The 25,673-nt window shown below is 44.0% G+C and carries 26 protein-coding genes; all 26 read left to right on the forward strand.

Annotated features, from left to right (window positions below; all coding sequences use genetic code 11):
- The first annotated feature begins 59 nt into the window (after positions 1 to 59).
- The 26 genes from kdsA to EO124_RS04285 all read left to right on the forward strand — a co-directional run bounded on the left by kdsA (position 60) and on the right by EO124_RS04285 (position 25,435).
- Positions 60 to 878 carry a 3-deoxy-8-phosphooctulonate synthase gene (kdsA, locus tag EO124_RS04160; protein ID WP_021840893.1) on the forward strand — a complete coding sequence of 273 codons (819 nt, stop codon included), beginning with the start codon at positions 60 to 62 and terminating at the stop codon, positions 876 to 878.
- Between the two features lie 33 nt (positions 879 to 911).
- Positions 912 to 1,883: a KpsF/GutQ family sugar-phosphate isomerase gene (locus EO124_RS04165; RefSeq protein ID WP_021840894.1), complete on the forward strand. Its 972-nt coding sequence runs from the start codon at positions 912 to 914 to the stop codon at positions 1,881 to 1,883.
- Positions 1,883 to 2,404 carry a KdsC family phosphatase gene (locus EO124_RS04170; protein WP_127058461.1) on the forward strand — a complete coding sequence of 174 codons (522 nt, stop codon included), beginning with the start codon at positions 1,883 to 1,885 and terminating at the stop codon, positions 2,402 to 2,404. The genes EO124_RS04165 and EO124_RS04170 overlap by 1 nt, the downstream gene beginning before the upstream one ends.
- Before the next feature lie 20 nt (positions 2,405 to 2,424).
- Positions 2,425 to 3,360 (forward strand): lysophospholipid acyltransferase family protein, encoded by a 936-nt coding sequence (locus EO124_RS04175; RefSeq protein ID WP_127058462.1) that lies wholly within the window; start codon positions 2,425 to 2,427, stop codon positions 3,358 to 3,360.
- Positions 3,347 to 3,886 carry an LPS export ABC transporter periplasmic protein LptC gene (gene lptC / locus EO124_RS04180; RefSeq protein WP_127058463.1) on the forward strand — a complete coding sequence of 180 codons (540 nt, stop codon included), beginning with the start codon at positions 3,347 to 3,349 and terminating at the stop codon, positions 3,884 to 3,886. Before EO124_RS04175 ends, lptC begins: the two co-directional genes overlap by 14 nt.
- A 16-nt stretch (positions 3,887 to 3,902) precedes the next feature.
- Positions 3,903 to 4,616, forward strand: coding sequence for an LptA/OstA family protein (locus EO124_RS04185; RefSeq protein ID WP_127058464.1), 714 nt, complete (start codon positions 3,903 to 3,905; stop codon positions 4,614 to 4,616).
- Positions 4,617 to 4,628: 12 nt separating this feature from the next.
- Complete coding sequence (gene lptB, locus EO124_RS04190) at positions 4,629 to 5,348, forward strand: LPS export ABC transporter ATP-binding protein (protein WP_021840899.1); 720 nt, start codon at positions 4,629 to 4,631, stop codon at positions 5,346 to 5,348.
- A gap of 19 nt (positions 5,349 to 5,367) precedes the next feature.
- Entirely contained in the window at positions 5,368 to 6,459 is a 1,092-nt protein-coding gene (locus tag EO124_RS04195) for an LptF/LptG family permease (RefSeq protein WP_127058465.1), read from the forward strand.
- Positions 6,460 to 6,771: 312 nt separating this feature from the next.
- On the forward strand, positions 6,772 to 7,968 hold the full coding sequence (locus tag EO124_RS04200; RefSeq protein ID WP_127058466.1) for a DUF3084 family protein: 1,197 nt from the start codon (positions 6,772 to 6,774) through the stop codon (positions 7,966 to 7,968).
- A gap of 448 nt (positions 7,969 to 8,416) precedes the next feature.
- A complete protein-coding gene (locus EO124_RS04205; RefSeq protein ID WP_127058467.1) occupies positions 8,417 to 8,890 on the forward strand; it encodes a hypothetical protein in 474 nt (157 codons plus the stop codon).
- Positions 8,891 to 8,893: 3 nt separating this feature from the next.
- Positions 8,894 to 9,766: a YitT family protein gene (locus EO124_RS04210; protein ID WP_438873613.1), complete on the forward strand. Its 873-nt coding sequence runs from the start codon at positions 8,894 to 8,896 to the stop codon at positions 9,764 to 9,766.
- 142 nt (positions 9,767 to 9,908) lie between these two features.
- Positions 9,909 to 10,505: a signal peptidase I gene (gene lepB / locus EO124_RS04215; protein WP_127058468.1), complete on the forward strand. Its 597-nt coding sequence runs from the start codon at positions 9,909 to 9,911 to the stop codon at positions 10,503 to 10,505.
- Between the two features lie 167 nt (positions 10,506 to 10,672).
- A complete protein-coding gene (locus EO124_RS04220; protein ID WP_127058469.1) occupies positions 10,673 to 11,647 on the forward strand; it encodes a glycosyltransferase family 2 protein in 975 nt (324 codons plus the stop codon).
- A gap of 203 nt (positions 11,648 to 11,850) precedes the next feature.
- The gene (locus EO124_RS04225; protein ID WP_127058470.1) at positions 11,851 to 12,795 is read left to right on the forward strand and encodes a C40 family peptidase; all 945 of its coding nucleotides are present in this window, start codon (positions 11,851 to 11,853) and stop codon (positions 12,793 to 12,795) included.
- Between the two features lie 112 nt (positions 12,796 to 12,907).
- Entirely contained in the window at positions 12,908 to 13,618 is a 711-nt protein-coding gene (locus EO124_RS04230) for a metal ABC transporter ATP-binding protein (RefSeq protein ID WP_021840907.1), read from the forward strand.
- A 1-nt stretch (position 13,619) separates the two neighbouring features.
- On the forward strand, positions 13,620 to 14,426 hold the full coding sequence (locus EO124_RS04235; protein WP_127058471.1) for a metal ABC transporter permease: 807 nt from the start codon (positions 13,620 to 13,622) through the stop codon (positions 14,424 to 14,426).
- Positions 14,427 to 14,506: 80 nt separating this feature from the next.
- On the forward strand, positions 14,507 to 17,116 hold the full coding sequence (gene alaS / locus EO124_RS04240; protein ID WP_127058472.1) for an alanine--tRNA ligase: 2,610 nt from the start codon (positions 14,507 to 14,509) through the stop codon (positions 17,114 to 17,116).
- 79 nt (positions 17,117 to 17,195) lie between these two features.
- Positions 17,196 to 17,453, forward strand: a complete 258-nt coding sequence (locus EO124_RS04245) for an IreB family regulatory phosphoprotein (protein WP_021840910.1) — start codon at positions 17,196 to 17,198, stop codon at positions 17,451 to 17,453.
- Positions 17,453 to 17,875 carry a Holliday junction resolvase RuvX gene (gene ruvX, locus EO124_RS04250; protein ID WP_127058473.1) on the forward strand — a complete coding sequence of 141 codons (423 nt, stop codon included), beginning with the start codon at positions 17,453 to 17,455 and terminating at the stop codon, positions 17,873 to 17,875. Before EO124_RS04245 ends, ruvX begins: the two co-directional genes overlap by 1 nt.
- Positions 17,876 to 17,885: 10 nt before the next feature.
- Entirely contained in the window at positions 17,886 to 18,179 is a 294-nt protein-coding gene (locus tag EO124_RS04255; protein WP_021840912.1) for a DUF1292 domain-containing protein, read from the forward strand.
- A 95-nt stretch (positions 18,180 to 18,274) separates the two neighbouring features.
- Positions 18,275 to 19,282, forward strand: a complete 1,008-nt coding sequence (gene mltG, locus EO124_RS04260; RefSeq protein WP_127058474.1) for an endolytic transglycosylase MltG — start codon at positions 18,275 to 18,277, stop codon at positions 19,280 to 19,282.
- Between the two features lie 11 nt (positions 19,283 to 19,293).
- A complete protein-coding gene (locus EO124_RS04265; protein ID WP_127058475.1) occupies positions 19,294 to 19,896 on the forward strand; it encodes an O-methyltransferase in 603 nt (200 codons plus the stop codon).
- 3 nt (positions 19,897 to 19,899) lie between these two features.
- Positions 19,900 to 21,132, forward strand: a complete 1,233-nt coding sequence (locus EO124_RS04270; RefSeq protein WP_127058476.1) for a peptidase U32 family protein — start codon at positions 19,900 to 19,902, stop codon at positions 21,130 to 21,132.
- 67 nt (positions 21,133 to 21,199) lie between these two features.
- Entirely contained in the window at positions 21,200 to 21,412 is a 213-nt protein-coding gene (locus tag EO124_RS04275; protein WP_127058477.1) for a DUF4911 domain-containing protein, read from the forward strand.
- A gap of 495 nt (positions 21,413 to 21,907) precedes the next feature.
- Positions 21,908 to 23,818 carry a threonine--tRNA ligase gene (thrS, locus tag EO124_RS04280; protein WP_127058478.1) on the forward strand — a complete coding sequence of 637 codons (1,911 nt, stop codon included), beginning with the start codon at positions 21,908 to 21,910 and terminating at the stop codon, positions 23,816 to 23,818.
- A 267-nt stretch (positions 23,819 to 24,085) separates the two neighbouring features.
- Entirely contained in the window at positions 24,086 to 25,435 is a 1,350-nt protein-coding gene (locus EO124_RS04285) for an amino acid permease (RefSeq protein ID WP_127058479.1), read from the forward strand.
- The last annotated feature ends 238 nt before the right edge of the window (positions 25,436 to 25,673 follow it).

Raw genomic sequence — 25,673 nt, forward strand, 5'->3', positions numbered from 1 at the left:
AAATATCGGTTTTTCCATATAAATTTTAAATTTGAAGTGTATTATATAAGGAGATATTCATGAAAGAAGTTAAAGTAGGCAACTTAACCCTTGGTGGTGGCAAAGGTCTTTTCCTAATGGCCGGTCCTTGTGTAATTGAAGATCCGGAACGCACGCTCAATATTGGTCGTCGTGCCAAAGAAATCTGCGAACGCGTAGGCATTCCTTATATCTTTAAGGCTTCCTTCGATAAAGCCAATCGTTCCAGCTTTAATTCTTTCCGCGGACCAGGTCTTGTAGAAGGTCTTAAAATTTTAGCTCATATTAAAAAAGAATTACAGGTTCCGGTTATCAGCGATATCCATTCCATTGAACAGATTGAACCGGCCGCTGAAGTACTCGACGTATTGCAGATTCCGGCGTTCTTATGTCGTCAGACCGATCTCGTATACGGCGCTGCCAAAACCGGTAAAGCTATCAGCATTAAAAAAGGTCAGTTTTTGGCGCCGAAGGATATGAGCAATGTTGTAAAAAAAGTAGAAGAAGCAGGTAATCCTAACTTGTTCTTAACGGAACGCGGTGCCAGCTTTGGTTACAATAACTTGGTAGTGGATATGCGCTCCTTCCCAATCATGCGCAGCTTCGGTTATCCGGTAGTTTTCGATGCTACTCACAGCGTACAGTTACCGGGCGGTGCGGGCACCAGTTCCTCCGGTCAGCGTGAGTTCGTGCCTAACTTGGCGAGAGCCGCTGCCGGTGCCGGCGTTGATGGTTTCTTCATGGAAGTTCATGATAATCCGGAAGAGGCTTTGTCCGATGGCCCTAACATGGTTCGTTTGGACGATTTGGAAGCAATGTTACGTGATTTAGTAGCCATTGACAAAATTGTTAAAGGCTAATTGAAGAATACGAATAGAGGGGATGGAACATCCATGAACGTTTTGGAGCAAGCGGCTCAAGTGCTTCATGAAGAAGCTCAAGCCATTGAAAAATTAATCACAACTTTAGACGGTAATTTCATCGATGCGGTGAATATGATTTTAAATTCCCATGGTCGCGTAGTTTGTACGGGTATGGGTAAATCCGGTCACATTGCCCGTAAAGTGGCGGCTACTTTGGCCTCAACTGGGACGCCGGCGTTATTCTTACATCCCGGTGAAGGTGTGCACGGAGACCTTGGTATGGTTACGTCGGAAGACATCGTGCTGGCCTTTTCCAATAGCGGTGAAACCGGTGAAGTGATTAGTTTATTGCCTTCATTACGTCGTATAGGGGCGAAGTTAATCAGTGTAGTAGGCAAACATAATTCGACCTTAGCCAAGAATTCGGATATCGTATTGTTGGTTGAAGTGGAAAAAGAAGCTTGTCCTTTGGGGTTGGCACCGACTACCAGTACGACGGTAGCCCTCGCTTTAGGCGACGCCTTGGCGGTATGTTTGTTGGATCGTCATAAATTTACACCGGAAAACTTTGCTATTTTCCATCCGGGCGGATCTTTGGGACGCAAATTACTCTTAACGGTTGAAAATATTATGCACAGCGGTGAAGATAATCCGGTGGTTCATAAAGGGGCCAGCGTGCGCGATGCTTTATTCGTAATGACGGAAAAAGGTCTTGGCGCTACCAATGTGGTCGACGAAGAAGGTCACTTAATCGGTCTCGTTACGGACGGTGACATTCGACGCGGTCTCGATGCGGGCAGCAATTTCTTGGAATGGCCCGTAGAAGACATGATGACGGCCATGCCACGCACGATTACGAAAGATAAACTGGCTGCCGAAGCACTCCATTTGATGGAAAAAAATCAACCGCGCCCGATTACGGTGTTGCCGGTAGTTAATGATAAGAAAGAATGTTTGGGAATTGTACATATTACAGACTTATTGCGTCGAGGTATTGTATAATGAAAGTGCGCTGTTTAATCTTAGATGTGGACGGCGTCATGACCGAAGGTGGTATTATTTATACCGCCACCGGTGATGAAATAAAAGTGTTCAATGCACAGGACGGACTGGGTCTTGCCTTAGCCCGTCGCGGCGGCTTGAAGTTGGCCGTTATTACGGGGCGCTATTCCAAGATGGTAGAGCGCCGCACTGAAGAATTAAAGTTTGATTTTGTTCGTATGGCCTGCCATAATAAGACGGCAGCTATTAAAGAACTGGCCGAGGAGTTAGGTATTGCTACGGCTGAAATGGCCTATATGGGCGATGATTTAAATGATTTGGGAGCTCTTACCACGGTAGGGTATCCCATGGCACCGGCTAACGGTGTAGCGGAAGTAAAAGCAATTGCTAAGTTTACGGCTTCTAAAGCGGGCGGTCATGGCGCCATTCGTGAAGCCATTGAGCATATTTTTAAAGAATCAGGTCGTTGGGACGAATTGGTTGAAGATTATAAGAATGAAATATATAGTCAAGGTCAATAGCGAAAGGAGGTACGTACGGTATGTCAAATGAATGGCAATATAAACTGTTAAAAGGCTTAAGCGCATTGACTTGTAAGTTGTCGTATCGCACGATACTTCGTATAGGGGCAGGCTTAGGTCCTTTATACTCGCTGTTCGCTAAAAAACAAATTAAACGTGGCATTTATAATGTCACGAAGGGCATGAATGTTTCAGAAAAAGAAGCGGAACAAATTCTCTGTGAGTTATTTAAGAATTTGGGCCGTTCCGCACTGGAAATTTTATACATGCCAAACTTAACGAAGGAATTTATTGCCGAGCATATTGAAATGCACGGTATGGAATATTTAGATAAAGCATTGGCCGAGAAACGAGGCGTTGTTATTTTGACGGCCCATGTAGGCAACTGGGAATGGATGGGCGCAGCGTTGGCTGCCAGCGGTTATCCGTCCACAACCATTGTTAAGAAACAGCCAAATGCACAAGTTACACGATTGCTTAATGAATATCGTGAAATGGTAGGGCTTGAAGTATTTGCTCGCGGCGGTTCCGAAATGATTCGTGCCGTAAAAGCGATGAAACAGAAGAAACTTTTAGGTTTCTTGGCAGACCAGGATGGTTATATTCAGGGATTACCGGTTGAATTTTTGGGACAGGAATCATCGGCGGTAACAGGGCCGGCAACTTTTGCTCAGAAGTTTAAAGCCCCTGTAGTACCTGTATTTACCCACCGTAAGCCGGATGGGTTAGGCCATGTAGTGGAAATACTGCCGCCGCTTTACTATGAAGATACGGGGAATGAAGAAGAAGATATTTACCGCTTGACGGAAGCAACCGTACGCGTTACGGAAGATTTTATCCGACAGCATCCTACCGAATGGTTATGGTTCCAGCATCGTTGGAATACTAAACTAAATGAAATAGTGGATATTGAGGCAAAACTGAAGGTGAGGGACGCAGTTCATGCTAAAAAATAAGAAGACGATTTTAGTCATAGCCATCGTACTTGCACTGGTAGGGGTGTTTATCTGGATATTACTAAGCGGTGAGGCGGAAACGAAAACGGATCCGACGCAACCGACGGGGAATCTAGTGACTTTTGACGGATCGACCATCACAGAAGAACAAAATGGTAAAACTGCTTGGTCCGTTTCGGCGGAACAGATTAAAGTGAATCCGAAGACTAAGGAGATTTACCTGACGAATATGAAAGGAACATTTTATGATGGTGATAAAACACTCGTTGTAACGGCACCGCGCGGTTACATGACGGGGGACCATAATAAAATGCAATTAGCCGGTGGTGTAAAGGGTACTAATGGTGCCGATGTGGAACTTACTACCGAATCTATTTCCTTTGATAATAAAACAAAAAAATTGACTTCTGAAACACCGTTTACATTCTCTAACAGCGATGCTGTAGTGACCGGTGATCAATTGGAAGCCGATACGGTATTGAATAAAGTCATGGCCAAAGGTCATGCTAAATTAGTAAAAAAGTGATGGGAGGATTTGACAGATGAAATTGTCAAAAATAATGGCGGTTACTGCACTTGTGGCAGGCCTTACGGTACCGGTTTGGGCGGCTCAGTCCAATCTGTCCATTACCGCCGATACCTTGGAATATGACGGTAACAGCGGTATTGCCAGAGCCAATGGCAATGTGGTAATTATCAATGAAGACAAGACGATGACCGGTAAAACCGGCTGGTATAATACAAAAACGCAGGAAGCTGATTTATCCGGCGGTGTCAGCATGATTGGTTCGGATACATCCTTATCCGCTCAGACGCTTCACAGTACCAATAATGAACAGCTTCAGGCAACCGGTAATGTACGTTTGCAAAAAGAAAATAAACAAGTTTTCGGTGATACCGTAACGTATAATACTAAAACGGAATACGGTACATCTCGCGGCAATGCTAAACTCGTTATGGATGATGCCGTATTGACCGGTGATTATGTACAAGGATGGCTCAATGAAATTCGTGCCACGGCACAAGGAAATGTAACCTTGCACAGTGCTAAGCACAATTTGGATGCCAGTGCAGATAATGCTGTGTACACCCAGACGCCCGGTCAGGATGATGGGGTAGCGTATTTAACCGGTAATGCTCATGCCGTACAAAACGGTAATGTGCTTAATGCGCCGGAATTAAAATTAGAAATGAAAGATAATTCGGTACAAACTGTAGGTGGACGTAGTACGTTGATCATCACGCCGCAGCAGTAAGGAGTAACTTGAATGTTTATTGAAACCCGAGATTTAGTAAAAACATATAAAGGGCGCAATGTTGTAGATGGTGTCAGTGTTCGTGTCGAAGAAGGCGAAGTGGTGGGCTTGTTGGGCCCTAACGGGGCCGGTAAGACAACCACCTTCTACATGATTGTTGGCATTGAAAAACCAAATAGCGGCACAATTACCATCGGTGAGAAAGACATTACCAGAATGCCTATGTATAAAAGAGCCGATCAGGGTATCGGTTACTTGCCGCAGGAAGCATCTGTATTTCGTTCACTCTCCGTGGAAGACAATATCCGCGCCATGCTGGAAACAACGACTAAATCGAAGGCGGAGATTGAGGAAACGGTAGAAGCGTTATTGCAGGAATTCCACATTGAACATGTGCGCCAACGCACGGGGATGCAATTATCCGGCGGTGAACGACGCCGTGTGGAAATTGCCCGGTGTATCGCCTTGGCACCGCGGTTTATTTTGTTGGATGAACCGTTTGCCGGGGTTGATCCTATTGCCGTAGCCGACATTCAGTCCATCATTCGCCATCTAAAAGCACGCGGTATCGGCGTCTTAATTACGGACCATAATGTGCGTGAAACTTTAGGGATCGTTGACCGTGCTTATATTTTGAGCAATGGTAAAATTTTGCTGGAAGGTTCCGCTGATGAAGTGGCCAACAGTCCGGTGGCTCGTAAGCATTATTTAGGCGACAGTTTTAATATGTAGGGGCTGGTGATATACAAACATGCGAATATTAGATAAATATATTTTAAAAAGTTTTATAGGCCCCTTTCTTTTCGGTATTTTTGCCTTTACCAGTATTTTCGTAGGGACCGGTACTTTATTCCGTATCGCTCAATATATTACGGAATACGGGGCATCCTTATGGTCGGTAACCAGGGCCTTTATTTTAGCCTTGCCGAGCATTGTGGTACTTACATTCCCGATGGCCGTACTTTTGGCATCGCTGTTGGCTTTCGGCCGTTTGAGCGGTACCAGTGAGATTATCGTAATGCGTGCCGGTGGCATGAGCTTTTTGCGCTTGGCCATGCCGGTGTATATTGCGGCATTCTTCATTTCTATCGGTGCCATTGCGTTCAATGAATATGTAGTACCGGCTGCTAACCATGCGTATCAAAACATTATTCGTAATGAAATTAAGAAGCAGGCTGAACCGCCGGCTCAGGAACATATTGTTTTGAAAACTATGGAAGGGGACAATATCAGTACCCTCATGTATGCGAAGCGTTATGATTCGACAACTAAACTCATTAACGGCGTTACGGCTCAGCTTTTTACCAATGGTGAAGTAACCCAGATTGAACATGCCGATACGGCAACCTGGAACGGTACGTATTGGGTAATGCACAACGGTGTTATTTATGATTTGGCGGCTGACGGCAATGGTGTAGAACGTACGATGCGTTTTAAAGACCAGATTTTGCCAATCGCTAAAGATCCGGATCAGATTTCACAGGAACAACGCGATCCTGACGAAATGACGATTAAAGAATTGCGTCAACAAATTAAGGCGTTAAATGCGAGCTATGTAACGGCTACCAAGTGGGAAATGGAAATGTATCAACGTTTTACCATTCCTATTGCCAGCTTCGTATTTGCCTTGGTAGGGGCGCCGTTGGGCCTTCAAAAACAGCGTTCCAGCTCGTCCATCGGGTTTGGTCTCAGCGTCATTATTATCTTCGTGTATTACGGGGTAATGACCTTTACCGGTGCACTGGGTAAAGGGGGAGCGTTGCCACCGCTTGTAGCGGCTGCTATTCCTGATACTTTGGGGATTATCGCCGGTTTGTGGTTGAACTGGAAAGTATCTAAATAAAAGAAAAAAAGAAAACGAAAGGCATCTAATACAATAGATTCAGAAGTTTTGCAATAAAATATTGGATATAGATACATTGACCTTGGTATTCGCTTTGCCAAGGTCATTTTTTTCATGAAGTTTACTTTTTCTTTTCTTGAAAATAGAGTACAATAGAAACGGAAACTATAAGATTCAGTTTTCAATTAGGACAGGTTATAAGAAGATAAATACCTTAAGCTTGTGTAGCTGTGTTAACGATAAGTCTTAAGGATAAATGGTTTAGTGATAAATTGGTAAGTTTGATTATAAGAGGAAAGGAGTGCGCTCGACATGTTGGTCGGTTTAAATATTATTTTAATTATTGCTATCATGGGCGGCGCCATTGCTTTCATTGGCGATAAATTAGGTACTAAAATCGGTAAGCGTCGTATGTCCATTTTTGGCTTACGGCCTAAACATACATCCATTATTATGACAATTGTTACGGGGATTTTAATTTCCGCCTTTACCTTAGGAGTGTTGGCCATTGCCTCGGAAAATGTTCGTATCGCTCTTTTTGGTATGGAGCAGTTGCGGGCTGAAATGGATCAGTTGAATAGCGATGTAGCGGCTAAGAATCAAGAGTTGGAAGCGGGCAAAAAAGAGTTAAGCGAAAAGACTGTCGCTTTAAATACGATGCGTAAAGATGTGCAAGCAACGCAGGAGGAATTGGAAGAAGCTCGCGCCGTTCGTAATGCTATGAGTGAAGAGCTCGTTTCCGTTCAAGAAGCGTACCGTCAAGCTGATGCACGCTTGGCCCAATCGGCCAAAGATATTCAAACCTTGGAAAATACCAGAATCGAATTGGAACAACATATTGAAGATTTACGGGTAACTACGAAACGCTTGGAAGAGGGCATTACCCATGTTCGTGAAGGTACCGTACTTTTCCGTGTCGGTGAAGTATTAAGTGGGGCCTTGGTTCGTCCTGGCTTAACCGAAGATGAAAGCGCTAAGGCGATTACGAGTATTTTGAATGACACAAACGGTTTGATTTTGCGACGTCTCGGTATTGATGAAAACCGTGCCGTTATTTATGTAAGTCGCAATAATTTGGAAGAAGTAGCCAAACAGGTGGCCAGTGCTACGGAACCGATGACGATTCGAGTAACCGCAGCGGCCAATATTATTTACGGCGAAGCCGCTTTGGCTGAAATTCATGCTTATCCATATCAGAAAGTATACGATAAGGGCGATGTAATTTGGTCTGCTGAAGTTGAAGGGGGCGACAATGCGCAGTTTGCCGTATTATCTTTCTTAAAAGACGTAAATGCCCAGGCGAAGTCTAAAGGTATTTTGCCGGATCCGATTTCCGGCGACGTAGGCTCCTTACCGGGTGACGAATTATTTGATACCATTCGTCAATTGAGCCGCTTGAGTGGTCCTGTTCGCATCAGAGCTATTGTAAATGAAGATACGTATACGACCGGTCCGGTTCAGATTGAACTGCGCCTTGATCCGGTGCGCACCGCTAATGCGGAGTCGTAAGTCAAATTAACAGTCATTAAATAACTCGCACTAAGTTGATACGTGTAATTTGAGGATGTGAATTGGATTTTGCGGTTACGAATGCAATTTTAGGGGCAATACCTTAAAATGAGATTCAATGATTTTAATTATGCGAAAAAAGCATAGGCTATATAAGATTTAGTAACTAAGCCTTGTTACTTATATGGTATAATAAAACATATCGAAAAGATTCGTTTGAAAAGCAAATGGAACATTCACCTGTTGCAGCTATGTTTGTAGGGCATGTAGGCTGAGTATTGCTTATAAACTGAGGTATCGATTTGATTACTATGCCGGAACAGATAGAATGCTGCCGATAGCTTAGCTACCGACAGCATTTTTTGTGAAAATTTTTAGGTAATAGGGTAGGGCTATGTTCGATGGTTGTGCCTAATAGTTGGCACGAGTATAGTAAAGGAGGCTGGGGATGCAATTAGACACAGATGCTTTATATAAAGCGGCTAATGTAGACGCCAAGGTGCCTTTGCTGTTGGCGGTGGATCCGGGACGCGAGAAAAGTGGCGTTGCGGTCATGACGAAAGCGACCGCTACATTAGTATATAAAGCAATTTTTCCGACTGCGGAGCTTGAAACATCACTCACATCCGTTCTTACACAGTTTAATGCGATTAATGAATTAATTTGCGGTAATGGGACGAATCATAAATTTGTATTTCACATATTGGAAACCTTAGGCAAAACACAAGATCTACCGGTAGCGCTGGCTGAAGAAGCACATACTACGGAAGTGGCGCGTAAACGTTATTTTGAGTTTCATCCGCCTACCGGTTTGAAACGATTGGTGCCGAAAGGCATGCTGTATCCACCGGTGCCGGTTGATGATTTTACGGCGTGGATAATCGGTGAACAATATATTTTGGGCAAGAAAGAAAGGGGATAGACAATGGCAGCAGCTAAACGTTCACAAAAATTAACATGGAAGGATCATGCAATTCGTTACTTTTGGATGATTGTAGGGTCTTTGATTTATACCTTCGGTTTGGATGTATTTCTCGTACCGAATAGCATCATCGACGGTGGTGTAGTCGGTATTTCTTTGATGGCAACGGAACTTACGGGCATATCTTTCAGTTTGTTCGTAGTGATTCTTAATTTACCGTTCCTCTATATAGGCTATCGCCTTATCGGACGCAGTTTTACCATTGCCACCTTATTCTCGGTAATGTGTATTTCCGTGTTTTCCATCTTCATGCATGATGTGCCACCGGTGACTATCGATCCATTCCTGGCTTCGATTTTCGGTGGGATTATCCTTGGTTTAGGTGTTGGCATGATTATTCGTAACGGCGGTTCGTTGGATGGCAGTGAAATTGTGGCCATTATTTTTGACAAAAAATCCAGCTTCTCCGTTGGCGAAATCGTTATGTTCTTAAACTTATTCATCTTAGGTGCCGCCGGCTTTGTATATAGCTGGAATAGTGCCATGTACTCCTTGATTGCTTACTTCATCGCCTATAAGATGATTGATATTACCATCACCGGTCTTGAAGAATCCAAGGGTGTTATGATTATTACGGATTATCCTGATGAAATCAGTGAAGTGCTTACGAAACGACTCGGTCGTGGCGTAACCGTTCTTTTTGGTGAAGGTGGCTATTCAAAACAACCGAAAAAAGTGCTATACTCAGTAGTGACGCGTTTGGAAATTACCAAGTTGAAAGACGTGGTATATGAAAACGACGAAAATGCGTTTATTACTATTTCTGACGTGCATGATGTATTTGGCGGTCAGTTCGGGAAGAAGACGATTCACTAAATAGCAGCACGGTTCTTTGAAGAAAGGAGTCCGGTTTTAGCAACAATGGTTGAGTCTTGGTAAGAAACTTGTAACACAGTGGTTGAAAGTTTTAAGCAATATGGCTTGGCAGTAGGGTGTTGTAACGAAGCCGGAAGGTTGTATGGCAGAAGAAAAGTCAATTGGAAAACAGATTATACATGAAATCGGTGAGTGGTTATATGCCATTATTATTGCCCTCGCTATTGCGATTGTAGTTCATTTGTTCTTGGGTCAGATTACTCGCGTATCCGGTGAATCCATGGAAGATACACTGCATAACGGTGATTTTCTGGTTGTATCTAAATTAGATCATATTCAAGGCAATATGCCGCAATACGGCGATATTGTTATCATCGACAGCCGTGTTAATCGTGATCGTACCTGGAAAGATGATGTGGCTGATGTTGTATCGAACTACGTTTCTATTTTCAGTAAAGATGCGGAACGCCATGATGCTTGGGTAAAACGTGTAATCGGCTTGCCGGGCGATACGTTAGAGTTTAAAGATGGCCATGTATGGCGTAATGGCAAGGAATTGGAAGAACCATATACGAAAGAACCGACTATGCAATATAGCCAAACGGCACCGGTCGTTGTACCGGAAGGTCATGTCTTCGTAATGGGGGATAATCGCAATCATTCCAGTGACAGTCGCTTTATCGGCCCTGTGCCTATTAAAAATGTAATCGGTCATGTGGTATATGATTTAAGCTTTTAATTTGAATTGAAAGTTTAACGCGGAGTCGATTACATAACAGATTTTGCAGAAAGTCAGTTGAACTCTGCTTCGGCGGGGTTCAACTTTTTATTTTAAACTTTGTTTATTTGCCAAGGGCCTTGAAATTTAGTAAAATAAAGTCGCAATTAAGGAAACGGAGGCGGCCTATGTTATTGTCAGTAGTAGTGCCCGTATATAATGAAGAGGCAAATATAAAAAAATTCTACAGCTCGGTCAAAAAAGTGCTGAACACGCTACCTTACGACCAGGAAATTATCTTCGTCGATGATGGTTCGTCCGATGATTCGGCGACTATGCTCAGCCATATTGCGGCTGAAGATAAAGATGTTAAGGTGTTGTTGTTGGCCCGTAATTTCGGCCATCAATTGGCACTGACCTGTGGACTTGATTATTCCACCGGTGATGCGGTCATTACTATGGATGGTGATATGCAGCATCCGCCGGAATTGATTCCGGAATTAGTTCGACTTTGGGAAGAAGGCCACGATGTAGTGCGCACCATTCGTGATTCCACGGAAGATGCGGGCTGGGCTAAATCTTTCACATCAAAATATTATTACAAATTAATGAACATAATGGCCAATGTGCCAATTGTAGAAGGGGGCTCCGATTTCCGTCTGATGAATCGTCGCGCCTTGGATACCTTGCTGCGTTTCCGTGAGCACGGTCGCTTTTTGCGCGGCATCGTAGGGGCTATCGGCTATAAGCAAGCGGAAATCCACTTTGTGGCGCCACCGCGTTTTGCCGGCAAATCCAAGTTCAGTGTGCGCAAAATGTTGCACTTTGCCTTGGACGGCATTGCGGCTTTTTCAAAAGTACCGCTAAGGGCCGCTTTTTATATCGGTCTGATTTGCGGCTTATTGAGCTTGCTCATGATTTTGCATATTCTATATGTGCATTTCTTCACCGACTCCGCTGTAAGCGGCTGGGCTACTTTGGGCGTTGCTATTTTCTTCTTAGGTGGTGTACAGCTCGTCGGTATCGGTATTATCGGTGAATATGTGGGCCGTGTGTTTGAAGAAGTTAAGCACCGACCGTTATATTGGATTCGCGGCGGTTATAATATTGACGACGCCAATCAATCGCAAGGGCATAATAATGCACCAAAACGAGGTTTATAATACAGTAAGTTGTAGCGTATAATACAGTAAATCGAAACTGATAATACGCCTAAGCGAAGTGTAATGAGTAAATAATATAGCTGTCTAAGGCTAGTTAATAGTCATCTGCAAACTATTTGTGGTATAATTATAAGAAGACAGTTTTGACGTAAGGAGAACCTGTTGAAGTATGGGTACTCAGAGACTAGTTTGAGGATAGTACTATGAAATCAATTAAAAGAAAAGTCGCCATCACAGCGGCAGTAATGTTAATGGTCAGCACACAATTCGTCAGTGCGGCCGGGTATACGTATGGCGCTAAAGGCGGCGACATTTCGGCTATTCAGAAGAAGTTGATTGCAGCCGGATATAATGCACGACTCAATGGCGAGTATGATGCGAATACCAAATGGGCAGTACGCCTATATCAAAAAGATAACAATTTACCGGTGAACGGTGTTTTAGATGCTGTTACTTATAAGAAATTAATGGGTAAAGAGCTTGATGAACATGTGGTAGCCGGTTTGGGCCGTATGTCTGATGATAAGATTGCCGCGGAAATGGCGGCTGGTCGTAAAGCTACGGTTCAGAAAAAGACTGCGGCAGCAGCAACTGATACAACGGCTGCCAAAACGACTAAAAAGACTAAGGTAAAAAATAACAAGTCAAATAAAAACGGCGATGCGAAAGTACAAGCGGTAGCCAAGAAAAATACCGCTACGATAAAGTCAAAGACACCGACAAATGGTATTCTCGATCCAATCGCTCCGGACTTTATTTTTACTAAAACCGGTAAGGTATCAAAGTCTATCAGTGAAATTATTACTGAAGCGGAACGTTATCGCGGTGTGCCGTATGTATTCGGTGGCGCTACTCCGCAGGGCTTTGACTGCTCCGGCTATGTGCGCTATGTATTTGCCAAATCAGGGATTGATTTGCCGCGCAGTGCGGATGAACAATATTTGGTAGGCCAGAAAATCGGGAAGCATAATTTGCAGCCCGGCGATTTAGTGTTCTTCCAAACCTATGAAGAGGGCGTATCCCATTCGGGGATTTATATCGGCGACGGTAAATTTATCAGTGCCACTTCCAGTAGCGGCGTAGCTATAGCCAGTGTTAATGACAGTTATTGGGGCGAGCGGTATATCGGTGCCAAACGCGTAATGTAAATGAGCAACATATAAATTATGTGAATGTGCAATGTTGCGTTATGTCAAATTAAGATATTTTGAAGAGGAGGCCCATGCCTCCTCTTTTAGCCTATAAAGTGAGGTTTTGCGGATGGGAGAAATTACTGTCGCTAAGGTACAGTTTAATTATGAGCAGGACACCGTAATCAGTGAAGTGTCGCTGACGATTCCGGAAGGGGATTTTACGGTTATCGTAGGTCCTAACGGAGCGGGGAAGACAACCTTTTTACGCCTCATTGCGGGGCTTTTAAAACCGGCAAGCGGTCAAATTACGATTGACGGTTATTCGGTTAGCGAGGCACAACAAAAAGGTCTCCTTCATTTGGTGCCGCAGATTTATAACAAAAATGCGGCTCAATTTCCTGCTACTTGCGGTGAAATTGTAGAGTTGGGTTTGCGCATTCGCGGTATGGGCCGCGCGGAACGGAAGGCCAAAGCTCATGAAGCCTTGGCGCAAGTGGGGATGGCTGAATTTACCCATCGCCGCATCGGTGATTTGAGCGGTGGCCAACAGCAGCGCGTCATGATTGCTCAGGCCTTGGCGCGAAATCCGAAATACTTGCTTTTGGATGAACCGACCAGCGGTATTGATTTTCAGGTGAGTGCTCATATTTTTCAGCTCTTACGCAGTTTATGTGATAAGGGTATGACGATTATTATGGTTACCCATGATATTGAGGATGCCTGTAAGGAAGCTGACCAGGTAATTTGTATCGACCGTCACGTTTGTTATAACGGTGACAGTCAAGGATTTTTGAAAAGCCATAAGAATACGCCGCTCGCATGGCATATAGGAGGTTAACGTGGATATATTTACCTATGAATTTATGCAGCGAGCCTTTATGGCCGGTTTAATTGTAGCCCTAATGTGTCCTTTAATCGGTACTTTTATCGTTATTAAACGGCAATCGCTCTTAAGTGAAGGGCTCGGTCACGTAGCCTTTGCGGGCGTTACGGGGGCTTCGTTATTATCAATTTATCCGCCTTTGGGTGCCGCTATATTAACAGTGCTTACGGCTATCGGTATTGAGTTGGTGCGCCGCCGTCAGAATCAATATACCGACATGATTTTGGCCTTATTCTTTTATACCGGTTTGGCCTTGGCCGTAATTTTTGCGACTATGACTAAAATGCCGAGTACGGGCCTTTTGAACTTTCTGTTTGGCAGTATTTTGACTGTAACGGATACGGATATTATGACAATTGCCGGGGTGGCCGTCATTGTGGCCCTGACCGTATATATTATGTATTCGAAATTATTATTTACCGCTTTTGACGAACAGATTGCCGTGACCGCGGGGATTGCCGTTGGGCGCATCAATATGCTCTTCGCTATTTTGACCGCCTTAGTAGTGGTTATGGGGATGACCATTGTCGGTATTTTGCTTATCGGGGCACTCATGATTGTACCGGTAGCGGCTGCCCACTTATGGCGCCGCGGTTTTGGCCAAACGCTTATAATCAGTGAAATTTATTCATTAGCCAGCGTCAGTCTTGGACTTTTGGGGGCTTTTGAATATGATTTGGCACCGGGCGGGACCATCGTGCTGGTGGCAATTCTGGGCTATGCCTTAACTTTTGCCATTACGGTGGCGCGTGACCGAAAATAGGCATAACTAAAAAATAGACAAACATAGACAATAAGGCTTATAATAAAGAGAATTCATATTTATTTAGGAGGCTGAAACTCATGAAGGGTAATGAGCTGCGTCAGGCTTATTTAAAATTTTTTGAAAGCAAACAACATTTAATCTTAGACAGTTTTTCCTTAATTCCGGAAAACGATCCTTCGTTGTTATTAATCGGCGCCGGCATGGCACCGTTAAAACCGTTCTTTACGGGTAAATTGGTACCGCCTCGTACGCGTGTCACCACATGCCAGAAATGTATTCGTACCGGCGATATTGAAAACGTAGGCCGCACGGCGCGTCATCATACTTTTTTTGAAATGCTCGGCAACTTCTCGTTCGGCGATTATTTTAAAAAAGACGCCATTCATTGGGCCTGGGAATTTTTGACGGAAGTTATTAAACTCGACAAAAATCGCTTATATGTAACCGTATATCCTGATGACCAGGAAGCCTACGATATTTGGCATAAAGAAGTAGGTATGCCGGAAGACCACATTACTCGCTTGGAAGATAACTTCTGGGAAATCGGGGAAGGTCCTTGCGGTCCGGACAGCGAAATTTTCTACGACCTCGGCGAATCCCGCGGTTGCGGTGAACCGGATTGTGCACCGGGTTGTGATTGCGATCGTTATCTTGAAATTTGGAACCTCGTGTTCACTCAATTTAACCGTACCGCTGACGGTGAATATGTACCGCTTGAAAAGAAAAACATTGATACCGGTGCCGGTCTCGAACGTTTGGCATCTGTATTACAGAATAAAGAAAGTAACTTTGAAACGGATTTAATTTTCCCAATCATTGAAAAAGCGGCTGAAATGGCGAAGGTAACCTATCACACTGATGCCAATACGGACGTATCCCTCAAAGTTATCGGCGACCATGCCCGTGCTATTACCGTACTCATCAGCGATGGCGTTTTACCATCCAATGAAGGTCGCGGTTATGTATTACGCCGTATTTTGCGTCGTGCTGTACGTCACGGTCGTTTACTCGGTATCGAAGGTCGTTTCTTGACCGATTTGGTTGACGTGGTTATCGACATTTTAGGCTCCGGCGTACCGGGTCTTATTGAAAAACAAGACTTCATCAAACGCGTTGTAGCCAATGAAGAAGACCGTTTCAACCAGACTTTGGCACAGGGCCTTGATATGCTCGGTGCTTTGATTAACGAATTAAAAGAATCTAAAGCTACGGAAGTTCCCGGTGCTGAAGTATTCAAATTATATGACACGTACGGATTCCCTTGGGAACTTACGGAAGAAATTGCCGGCGAAGCAGGCCTTACCATCGACATGGCCGGTTTTGAAAGTGCTATGGCAGAACAGCGTGCTCGTGCCCGTGCGGCTCGTGAAGACGTAGATGCCAAAGTGGCTACACCGGACATTACCTTCCTTCGCGATGAAAAATTGACCGATGATGAATCTGCTACTTCCTCTGAAATCCTTATGCTCGGTGAAGGCGCTACCCGCCTTGACAGTGCGTCGGACGGCATGGAAGTCACTCTCATCGTACGCACTACGCCGTTCCACGCTGAAGGGGGCGGTCAGTTAGGTGATACCGGTTTCATCGTAGGCCCTATGGGTAAAATGGAAGTTCATACGACCAAGAAATTACCGGAAGGCACAACCTACCATGTAGGTACCATTGTGGAAGGTAATTTACAGGTTGGCGATACGGTTCAGTTAGAAGTGGATACTACTCGTCGTCTTGCCATGGCTCGTAATCACACGGCTACCCATTTATTGCATGCCGCTTTGAAACAAGTATTGGGCAATCACGTTAATCAGGCCGGTTCCTTAGTAATGCCGGACCGCTTGCGTTTTGACTTTACTCATTTCTCCCCGGTAACGGCGGATGAATTGAAACAAATTACCGATTTGGTAAACGGTGAAATCTTAAAAGCAGTAAGCTTGAACATCCAAGAAATGTCCATGGACGAAGCTAAAAAATTAGGCGCTATGGCACTCTTCGGTGAAAAATACGGCGACCGCGTACGCGTAGTTACGGTACCTGATTTCAGTATTGAACTCTGCGGCGGTTCCCATGTAGTGAATACGGCCGTTATCGGCACATTCCGCATCTTGTCGGAAGGCGGTATCGGTTCCGGCGTACGTCGTATCGAAGCGGTAACCGGTGAAGCCGCTTTAGCATTGGCTCAAAAAGAACAGGCTGAACTTCGTGAAGTGGCTACGCTTCTTAAAACGAAACCGGAAGATATCGTAGCGCGTGCGCAGCAGCTCGTGGAAGAAACTAAACAGTTGGAACACGAATTGGCAGCAGCTCGTAAAGAATTGATGTCCGGCGGTCTTGATGCGGTCTTGAACACCGCTTTTGATGCCGGTGAATTCAAAGCCGTAGTAGCGGATGTTAAAGCAGCCGATATGGATGAACTTCGCAGCACCGCCGATATGGTTCGTGATAAAATCGGTTCCGGTATCGTTTTATTGGGTATGGCTGGTGACGACAAAGTTAACTTTGTCTGCATGGCTACCAAAGATGCCGTTAAAGCCGGATTCCACGCCGGTAACATCGTTAAAGCGACTGCTCAGGCAGCCGGCGGTAACGGCGGCGGACGCCCTGATATGGCACAAGCGGGCGGTAAAAATCCAAGTGCCTTACAAAATGCTTTAGAAAAAGGTAAAGAAACTATCCTTTCTATGGTAAAATAGAAGTATGCCAGATTAATAGTCTGTCAGTGCGCCTTAACTAATCGGTTAAGCCCAGCACTGCTATAAAGGAGGCTTTAGCATGAGTGTATCAGATGAAACTATGATGTTTCAGAAAGTAAATGATGTTCCTTCCGCCAGTGAAGTGTTACGTGATGTATATCACGCTTTGCAGGAAAAGGGATATAACCCGGTGGAACAAATAGTAGGTTTTCTTATCTCCGGCGAGCCTACCTACATTACCAGCTACAACAATGCGCGCAGCATGATTCGTCGCTTGGATCGTGATGAGCTCATCGAAGAATTGGTTAATGAGTATGTAAAGGCTAAGAAACTATAATGCGAATTATGTCGTTGGATGTGGGCAGTCGTACTATCGGCGTCGCGTGTAGTGACGCCTTGTACATGACGGCTCAAGGTATCGAAACAATACGGCGCACTTCCTTAGAACGGGATTTCTCGCGATTGCAGGAACTGATTACAGAGTATGAAGTAGAAGAAATCGTGGTGGGCATGCCCAAGAATATGAACGGTACTAAGGGCGATCGTGCGCTAAAAACGGAAGAGTTTGTCGCTAAAATGCAGGAAGTCATTGATGTACCTGTTAAGTTTTGGGATGAACGACTCTCTACCGTTATGGCTGAACGTTCCTTGATTGCGGCCGATGTGAGTCGTAAGAAACGCAAGGATGTTATTGATAAAATGGCGGCGGTTGTTATTTTACAAGGATATTTAGACAGTCGTAGTAATTTAATCAAATAAGGAGGATACCATGGCAGATTTAGATTATGAAGGCGAAGTGACGGTTGTTACATTTACAGATGATGAAGGGCATGAAACGCATTATGAAGAAGATATGGTAATCAACTATGACGGTAAACGTTTTGCCGTATTAGTTTCATTGCCACCGGAAGACTGTGAACCGGGTTGCAAATGCCACGAAGAACCGGAAGCCATCATTTCCCGTATCGATACGGAAGATGGTGAAGACGTCTATGTAGATCCGACCGAGGAAGAATTCGAGGCGGTTCTTGCTATTTATGAAGACGATTTTGTTGAAGAATAATCGGGTATAGGTTAAAAGGGAAAGAGGGGCCACGCCCCTCTTTCGTATGTTTATAATCATTTTTGACAGCATGTTTCATAAGGAGTTTTTTATTTATGGATAGACGTGTGAAGTGGATTGGAATTGGCGTCATCGGCGTTGTTCTGATTCTTTGCATCGCCATGATTACATTGTATTTAAAACCGAATTCTGTGGCCGGTACGCCGCAGGATGTTGTATTCACTGTTGATAAAGATCAAACGGGCGCCGAAATCGGTGATATGCTCTATGAAAAGGGCATTATCAGTTCGCCGACCACATTCCGTCTGGCATTACGGCTCACCGGTTCTATGGATAAGTTGCAACAAGGTTACTATCAGATTCCGCAAAATGCCAGCTTGCGAGAAGTAATTGCCTTATTGCAAAAGGGTAAATTGCAAGAAATTAAAGTCACCATTCCGGAAGGCTATACAATTCAGCAAATTGCCGATGAATTAGAAAAAGACGGCTTGGGCCCGAAAGAAGCTTTTTTAGAAAAAGCTAAGACCTATGTACCGTATCAATATATGTACGGACCGGCGAAAGTCGACTACCGTGTAGAAGGCTTCTTGTTCCCAAGTACCTATGAAATTCCTGTAGGCAGCACGCCGGAGGAGATTTTAAAACGCATGGCCGGTGAAATGAATAAGCAATTGACGCCGGAAATTCGCGCCCAAATTGAAGCTAAGCATATGACGATTTTTGAATTCATAACATTGGCCTCTTTGGTAGAAAAAGAAGCTCTCTTTGATGAAGATCGTCCGATTATTGCGGCCGTATTCCTTAAACGCTTGCAAATCGGTATGCCCCTTCAATCCTGTGCCAGCATTCAGTATATTTTAGGTTACCCTAAGCCTCATATATCGATTGAAGATACAAAGTTACCAAGTCCGTATAATACGTATATGCACGTTGGGTTACCGCCGGGACCGATTGCCAATCCGGGCATGAAATCCATGGAAGCGGTACTTAATGCGCCAAGTACGGATTATCTTTTCTTTGTAGCAGATAAAGAGGGTCATCACCACTTTACTAAAACATACGAAGAACATATGAAAATGGTAGAATCAATTTATGGGGAATAGTGGTGTGAGCTATGCAATTAAAGGAAATTTTGAATGAGCAGCGCATTTATGCGATACTCAATAAAGTTCCGATTTTACGCGAATCGGAGGTCCATTTATTTGAAGAATTAATCGGTTTGTATGAGCCGGCGCGGGTTCTTGAAGTGGGCACGGCCATCGGCTATTCGACGCTCCTCTTGGCAAAACATGCGGCTAAAGATGCGGAAATTGTATCCATTGAATTGGACGAACAACGACATAATATGGCTAAGCAATATATCGGTCAGTCCGAGTACAAGGATAACATCACTTTGCATTTGGGCGATGCCAACGAAGTACTGACTAAGCTGGAGGGCACTTTTGACTTGGTGTTCTTGGATGGGCCGAAAGGTCAATACGGTAAACAGTTGGAACTCATAGAGCCTCATTTGGCTCCGGGGGCTGTTGTTTTAGCGGATAATGTCCTATTCAGAGGTTATGTGCGCGGGGATAAGGAAGCACCGCACCGTTATAAAACGATTGTTAAACGATTACGTGAATATTTGGACATGGTTGAAGATAAATCGAAATTTAATACTACCATTTATCCTTTGGGTGATGGTATGAGTGTGAGTATATGGAAAGGTAATAAGTAATACATGAACAGACATATTGAAGTATTGTCGCCGGCCGGCAATATGGATAAATTAAAAATGGCCATTCGTTATGGCGCGGATGCTGTGTATTGTGCAGGCCAATCTTTTGGTTTGCGCGCCAGCAGCTCCAACTTCAGCAATGAAGAGTTAAAAGAAGCGGTGGAATTTGTGCACAGTCATGGTAAAAAAATCTATGTAACTTGTAACATTATTCCGCACAATGAAGACTTGGTAGGTCTTGAAGACTACTTGAAATTCTTGGAATCCATCCACGTGGATGCCATCATCGTAGCCGATTTGGGGATTTTCTTATTGGCAAAACGGGTGGCTCCTAATTTGGAACGCCATGTAAGTACGCAGGCGAACACAACCAACTATTTGACCACTGAGTTCTGGAAAGAGCAAGGCGCCAGTCGTGTTGTGGTGGCTCGCGAAGTAAGTATTGCAGACATCAAAACGATGAAGGAAGCCGCTGACATTGAAATCGAAGCCTTCGTTCACGGGGCTATGTGTATTTCGTACTCCGGTCGTTGCCTTTTGAGTAACTATTTCACTACTCGTGACGCTAACCGCGGTCAGTGTACGCAGGCTTGCCGTTGGAAATACTCCTTGGTGGAAGAAAACCGTCCCGGCGAGTATTATCCGATTGAAGAAGATCAGCACGGTACCTATATTTTTAACTCCAAAGACCTTTGCTTGTTGAAATACATCCCTGATTTGGTGGAAGCGGGCGTTGACAGTCTTAAAATCGAAGGCCGCATGAAGAGCGTTCACTATGCGGCGACCGTAACGAAAGTGTATCGTGAAGCGGTGGACAGCTACTTGGTGGATCCTGAGCACTATGAAGTGAAACCGGAATGGATTGAAGAATTGGAAAAAATCTCCCACCGTCCGTATACGGAAGGCTTCTCCGTGGAAAAACCGGATGAAACGGCTCAGAACTACGGTCAGTCCAGCAATACGCAGACTCACGACTTCATCGGCCTTGTAGAAGGGTACAATGCGGAAGAAGGTTATGCATACTTAGAACAGCGTAACAACTTCAAAGTGGGCGACGAAGTGGAATTTTGTCAGCCACACGGCGAACTCGTACATCATGTGATTACGAAGATGACCGATGAAGACGGCAATGAAATCACCGTAGCGCCACATCCGCAGATGAAAGTTCGTCTTTACATCGATACGCCGCTTGAAGAATATGCCATGATGCGTCGTCGCTGTAAGGTAAAAGCATAAGTCATACAGTGTGCAGTTGCGTAAAAGACGGTTGCTCTAAGCTGTAAGGCGACGAGGAGGCTTGTTGATGGAAGATTCCTATGTATATTTTAAAATTTCACCGAACCACACCAATTATGTAAATCGCATTTTGGAAGGCTATGAGTATTTGGGCGTCATGACGACGGTCAATCGCGAAAAAGGCCTGTGTATGGTACGCAGTACGCCTGATACGGCACCTTTGGTACGTGAAATTTTGAGCAGTTTACCTATTGAACTGACGTTAGTTGATGCTGTTTAAGAAGTTTAGACGCGCGTTAGAATCGTAAAACGAAATCTATGTAAGCCTATATGGCCGGGGGCCATATAGGCTTTTTTAGACGTATTCGAAATCACTAAAATTTAATGGTGTAAAATTAAATTTTTAAAAATTATTATAAATTGTGCACAATTAGTATTGACATTAAACCTAATATGGTGTAAAGTGAATACATCAAATGAAACAGGTAGAGCGAAGGATATGATATTTAATCCACTGTGTTCCAGAGAGAGATGGCTAGGCTGTGACCGTCTTACACAAGATCATCTATTACCCCCTTCAAACCGATTGGCTGAACTAAGTAAGCTAATCCGCGAGTAAGCGTTATCGACAATAAAGTGAGTTATCCCAGTGGATGACTAACTAGGGTGGAACCACGAGACCTTCGTCCCTTGTCGGGATAGAGGTCTCTTTTTTATTATGCGTGCAGCTGTAGCGTGTCCCGCCGGTATAGCTGATTTCTTAGGAGGAATAACCATGAGTGAAGTAAAAATCATTTTACCTGACAACAGTGAACGCGCTTATGCAGCGGGCACTACTTTAGGCGAAGCTGTTAAACAATTATCCAACAGCTTGGCTAAAAAAGTTTTGGCAGCCGACGTAGACGGTGAATTAACTGATTTACGTGAAGAAGTAAAAGACGGCTCCAAAGTAAGCTTCTTAACTTTTAACGAACAGGGCGGCAAAGATACTTTGCGTCACAGCGCTTCTCATATTATGGCTCAGGCGATCAAACGCCTTTGGCCGGATGCTCAATTAGCCATCGGACCGGCTATTGAAAACGGTTTCTACTACGATATCGACATGGAACATGTGTTGGTTCCTGAAGATTTGGCTAAAATCGAAGCAGAAATGCATAAAATCGTAAAAGCTAACTTCCCAATTGAAAAAGAAGTTCTTTCCCGCGATGAAGCACTTAAATTCTTTAAAGAAAAAAATGAAAACTATAAAGTGGAATTGATTGAAGATTTACCGGCTGATGCTGAAATCTCCACTTATCGTCAAGGTGAATTCGTTGACCTTTGTGCCGGCCCTCACGTAGCTTCTACCGGCAAAGTAAAAGCTTTTAAATTGCAGAGCTTGGCAGGTGCTTACTGGCGCGGCGATGAAAAGAATAAAATGCTTCAACGTATTTACGGTACTGCTTTTGAAAAGAAAGAAGAACTCGACGAATACTTACATCTTCTTGAAGAAGCAGCTCGTCGCGATCATCGTAAATTGGGTAAAGAATTGGGCTTATTCGTACTCAAAGAACAGGGTCCGGGCTTCCCATTCTTCTTACCAAAAGGTATGGCCCTTCGCAACGAATTGGAAAACTTCTGGCGTGAAGTTCACCATGATTTCGACTACGAAGAAATTCGTACCCCAATTATCTTGAACCGTCAACTTTGGGAACAATCCGGTCACTGGTTCCATTATCGTGAAAACATGTACACTACTGTAATCGATGATGAAGATTATGCAATCAAACCGATGAACTGCCCTGGCAGTATCTTGGTTTATCAGAATGACTTGCATTCTTACCGTGATTTCCCAATGCGTATGGCTGAACTTGGTCTCGTTCACCGTCATGAATTATCCGGTGCGTTACACGGTTTGTTCCGCGTTCGCAGCTTTACTCAAGATGATGCCCATGTATTCATGTTGCCATCTCAGATTAAATCTGAATTGATTAAAGTTATTGAATTGTTTGACCGCATTTACAGCCAGTTCGGTTTAACTTATCGCGTAGAATTGAGTACTAAACCTGACAACGCTATGGGTGATGATGCTATTTGGGAATCTGCAACTAATGCACTTCGTGAAGCTATCGAAGAAAAACAAATCCCTTACCAGATTAACGAAGGTGATGGTGCGTTCTACGGTCCTAAATTAGACTTCCATATTCGCGACTCCATCGGTCGTACTTGGCAGTGCGGTACTATCCAATTAGATATGAACTTGCCTGAACGTTTCCATATGGAATATGTCGGTGAAGACGGCCAGAAACATCAGCCAATCATGATTCACCGCGCTTGCTTCGGCTCCATGGAACGTTTCATCGGTATCCTTATCGAACACTATGCCGGTGCATTCCCAACTTGGTTGGCTCCGGTACAGGTTAAGATTTTACCAATCAGTGAAAAACACGTTGAATACGCTGAAAAGTTGCGTAAAGCCTTCAAGAAAGCTTATGTTCGTGTAGAACTTGACGATCGTAACGAAAAAATCGGTTACAAGATTCGCCAGGCTCAGATGGAAAAAGTACCTTACATGCTTGTAGTAGGGGACAAAGAAGAACAAGAAGGCACTGTAGCTGTTCGTAGCCGTGTAGAAGGTGAAAAAGGTTCCGTTAAATGGGAAGACTTCTTGGCTGACATCTTAGAAGAAGTAAAAGAACGTAAATAAGATTACGAAAACTCTATAATTGAATTGTAGCGGTACTAACCATGATGCTAGTATAAAGCGTCTTAAGTGATTAAATTTAATAGTCAAAGAGCTTACTCAAACCTTGTAAAAGGTTTGAGTAAGCTCTTTTTTTTCTTGACTTGAAGTTACTCCAAGTCGTTTTGTTTTTTCATGTATATTGTATTTTTCACAATTCTCTATAGAAATGAAAGTTTTTTATTAATATAATATGAAAATATAAAATTTATAGGTAGAGGAGTGAGTCACTTGGAGAAAGAGCAAACCCTCAATAGGGGGCTTAAGAACCGCCATGTGCAGTTAATTGCCATCGGAGGCGCTATCGGGACGGGCCTATTTTTAGGATCCGGTCATTCCATAGCCTTGACGGGGCCGGCAATTTTATTTGCCTACATCATTACCGGTATCATTTGTTTTTTGATGATGCGAGCCCTTGGAGAGTTACTCTTATCAAACACGGAGTATCACACATTTATTGAATTTGTGCAGGACTATATGGGTGAAAAAACAGCCTTTGTCACAGGCTGGACGTATTGGTTCTGTTGGATCTCCGTAGCCATGGCCGATATTACGGCCGTAGGGATTTACGTTAAGTATTGGTTTCCGTCCATTGAGGCATGGATACCAAGCCTAGTTACCCTTATAATTTTACTGCTCATGAACCTTTTAACGGTAAAATTATTTGGTGAAATGGAATTCTGGTTTGCCTTTATCAAAGTAATAGCTATTATAGCGCTCATTGTGTTAGGGTTATATTTTATTTTGACCGGGCAACCGACTTCGGTAGGGGTGGCCAGCTTCAGTAATTTATGGAGTCACGGCGGTTGGTTTCCAAAAGGAATGGACGGCTTTATTCAATCGTTCCAAATGGTTGTGTTTGCCTTTGCCGGCATCGAATTGGTTGGTTTAACGGCGGGTGAAACGGAAAATCCGGAAAAGGTTATTCCGAAATCTATTAATAGCATTCCGGTGCGCATCATTTTATTCTATGTTGGTGCTCTCGGTGTTATTATGAGTATTTTCCCGTGGGATTCCGTAAATCCCGACCGCAGTCCGTTTGTTGAGGTTTTCCTGGCCGTCGGCATCGTAGGGGCCGCCTCCATGGTTAACTTTGTAGTACTCACATCGGCCGCATCGGCTTGCAACAGTGGTGTGTTCAGTACGAGTCGCTTGCTCTATTCGTTGGCCAAACGCAATTATGCACCGGGGATTCTTGAAATTTTGACGAGCAAACAGGTGCCGGCTAACGCTTTGTTCTTATCGGTACTCGTAATTTGCCTCGTTGTGGCGTTGCAATACGTGGTGGCGGAAGGGGTATTCGTTATTATATCGAGCGTAGCAACCTTCTGTTTCCTCTATATTTGGGGGATTATTACCATTTGTCACATGAAGTTTATTCGCAAACGCCCTGATTTGGCAGCGAAGAGTGTTTTTAAAATGCCGTTATTCCCATTCTTGAACTACTTGGTATTGGCGTTCTTTGCCTTCGTTATTGTTACGTTGGCCTTTAATCCGGCCACGAGAGTTGCACTCTTTGTAACACCGGTGTGGTTCATGATGTTGCTCTTGATTTACCAATTGAGGAAAGAAATCGCCTAGCCACTGGGGTAGGGGTAAGCAGTATTACTAATTAAACAAAATGTCGTATCAGACAATAAAACAGCCTGATTAGGGCATGAAAAAAGAGTTCATTGCGTCGTATGACCAATGAACTCTTTTTGTTGTTACTGCTTTTTTGGGGGTGAGAATTATAAAGCTTTGTGGGTTATAGGACATTTTGAGTTGGTAATTTAATCCCAGAGATAGTTAGGATATGGATCAGAGAAATGAAAATCAC

This window comes from Veillonella ratti, from assembly GCF_003992115.1.
Taxonomy (GTDB): Bacteria; Bacillota; Negativicutes; order Veillonellales; family Veillonellaceae; genus Veillonella_A; species Veillonella_A ratti.

What these genes read in the sequence shown, in the direction of transcription:
- EO124_RS04220 (WP_127058469.1), top strand. Translation starts at nt 10,673, where the DNA reads ATGTTATTGTCAGTAGTAGTGCCCGTATATAATGAAGAGGCAAATATA.
- EO124_RS04165 (WP_021840894.1), top strand. Translation starts at nt 912, where the DNA reads ATGAACGTTTTGGAGCAAGCGGCTCAAGTGCTTCATGAAGAAGCTCAA.
- EO124_RS04265 (WP_127058475.1), top strand. Translation starts at nt 19,294, where the DNA reads ATGCAATTAAAGGAAATTTTGAATGAGCAGCGCATTTATGCGATACTC.
- kdsA (WP_021840893.1), top strand. Translation starts at nt 60, where the DNA reads ATGAAAGAAGTTAAAGTAGGCAACTTAACCCTTGGTGGTGGCAAAGGT.
- lptB (WP_021840899.1), top strand. Translation starts at nt 4,629, where the DNA reads ATGTTTATTGAAACCCGAGATTTAGTAAAAACATATAAAGGGCGCAAT.
- EO124_RS04185 (WP_127058464.1), top strand. Translation starts at nt 3,903, where the DNA reads ATGAAATTGTCAAAAATAATGGCGGTTACTGCACTTGTGGCAGGCCTT.
- EO124_RS04195 (WP_127058465.1), top strand. Translation starts at nt 5,368, where the DNA reads ATGCGAATATTAGATAAATATATTTTAAAAAGTTTTATAGGCCCCTTT.
- lptC (WP_127058463.1), top strand. Translation starts at nt 3,347, where the DNA reads ATGCTAAAAAATAAGAAGACGATTTTAGTCATAGCCATCGTACTTGCA.
- EO124_RS04170 (WP_127058461.1), top strand. Translation starts at nt 1,883, where the DNA reads ATGAAAGTGCGCTGTTTAATCTTAGATGTGGACGGCGTCATGACCGAA.
- EO124_RS04255 (WP_021840912.1), top strand. Translation starts at nt 17,886, where the DNA reads ATGGCAGATTTAGATTATGAAGGCGAAGTGACGGTTGTTACATTTACA.
- lepB (WP_127058468.1), top strand. Translation starts at nt 9,909, where the DNA reads ATGGCAGAAGAAAAGTCAATTGGAAAACAGATTATACATGAAATCGGT.
- EO124_RS04225 (WP_127058470.1), top strand. Translation starts at nt 11,851, where the DNA reads ATGAAATCAATTAAAAGAAAAGTCGCCATCACAGCGGCAGTAATGTTA.
- thrS (WP_127058478.1), top strand. Translation starts at nt 21,908, where the DNA reads ATGAGTGAAGTAAAAATCATTTTACCTGACAACAGTGAACGCGCTTAT.
- EO124_RS04205 (WP_127058467.1), top strand. Translation starts at nt 8,417, where the DNA reads ATGCAATTAGACACAGATGCTTTATATAAAGCGGCTAATGTAGACGCC.
- alaS (WP_127058472.1), top strand. Translation starts at nt 14,507, where the DNA reads ATGAAGGGTAATGAGCTGCGTCAGGCTTATTTAAAATTTTTTGAAAGC.
- EO124_RS04210 (WP_438873613.1), top strand. Translation starts at nt 8,894, where the DNA reads ATGGCAGCAGCTAAACGTTCACAAAAATTAACATGGAAGGATCATGCA.
- EO124_RS04275 (WP_127058477.1), top strand. Translation starts at nt 21,200, where the DNA reads ATGGAAGATTCCTATGTATATTTTAAAATTTCACCGAACCACACCAAT.
- EO124_RS04175 (WP_127058462.1), top strand. Translation starts at nt 2,425, where the DNA reads ATGTCAAATGAATGGCAATATAAACTGTTAAAAGGCTTAAGCGCATTG.
- ruvX (WP_127058473.1), top strand. Translation starts at nt 17,453, where the DNA reads ATGCGAATTATGTCGTTGGATGTGGGCAGTCGTACTATCGGCGTCGCG.
- EO124_RS04245 (WP_021840910.1), top strand. Translation starts at nt 17,196, where the DNA reads ATGAGTGTATCAGATGAAACTATGATGTTTCAGAAAGTAAATGATGTT.
- EO124_RS04270 (WP_127058476.1), top strand. Translation starts at nt 19,900, where the DNA reads ATGAACAGACATATTGAAGTATTGTCGCCGGCCGGCAATATGGATAAA.
- EO124_RS04230 (WP_021840907.1), top strand. Translation starts at nt 12,908, where the DNA reads ATGGGAGAAATTACTGTCGCTAAGGTACAGTTTAATTATGAGCAGGAC.
- mltG (WP_127058474.1), top strand. Translation starts at nt 18,275, where the DNA reads ATGGATAGACGTGTGAAGTGGATTGGAATTGGCGTCATCGGCGTTGTT.
- EO124_RS04200 (WP_127058466.1), top strand. Translation starts at nt 6,772, where the DNA reads ATGTTGGTCGGTTTAAATATTATTTTAATTATTGCTATCATGGGCGGC.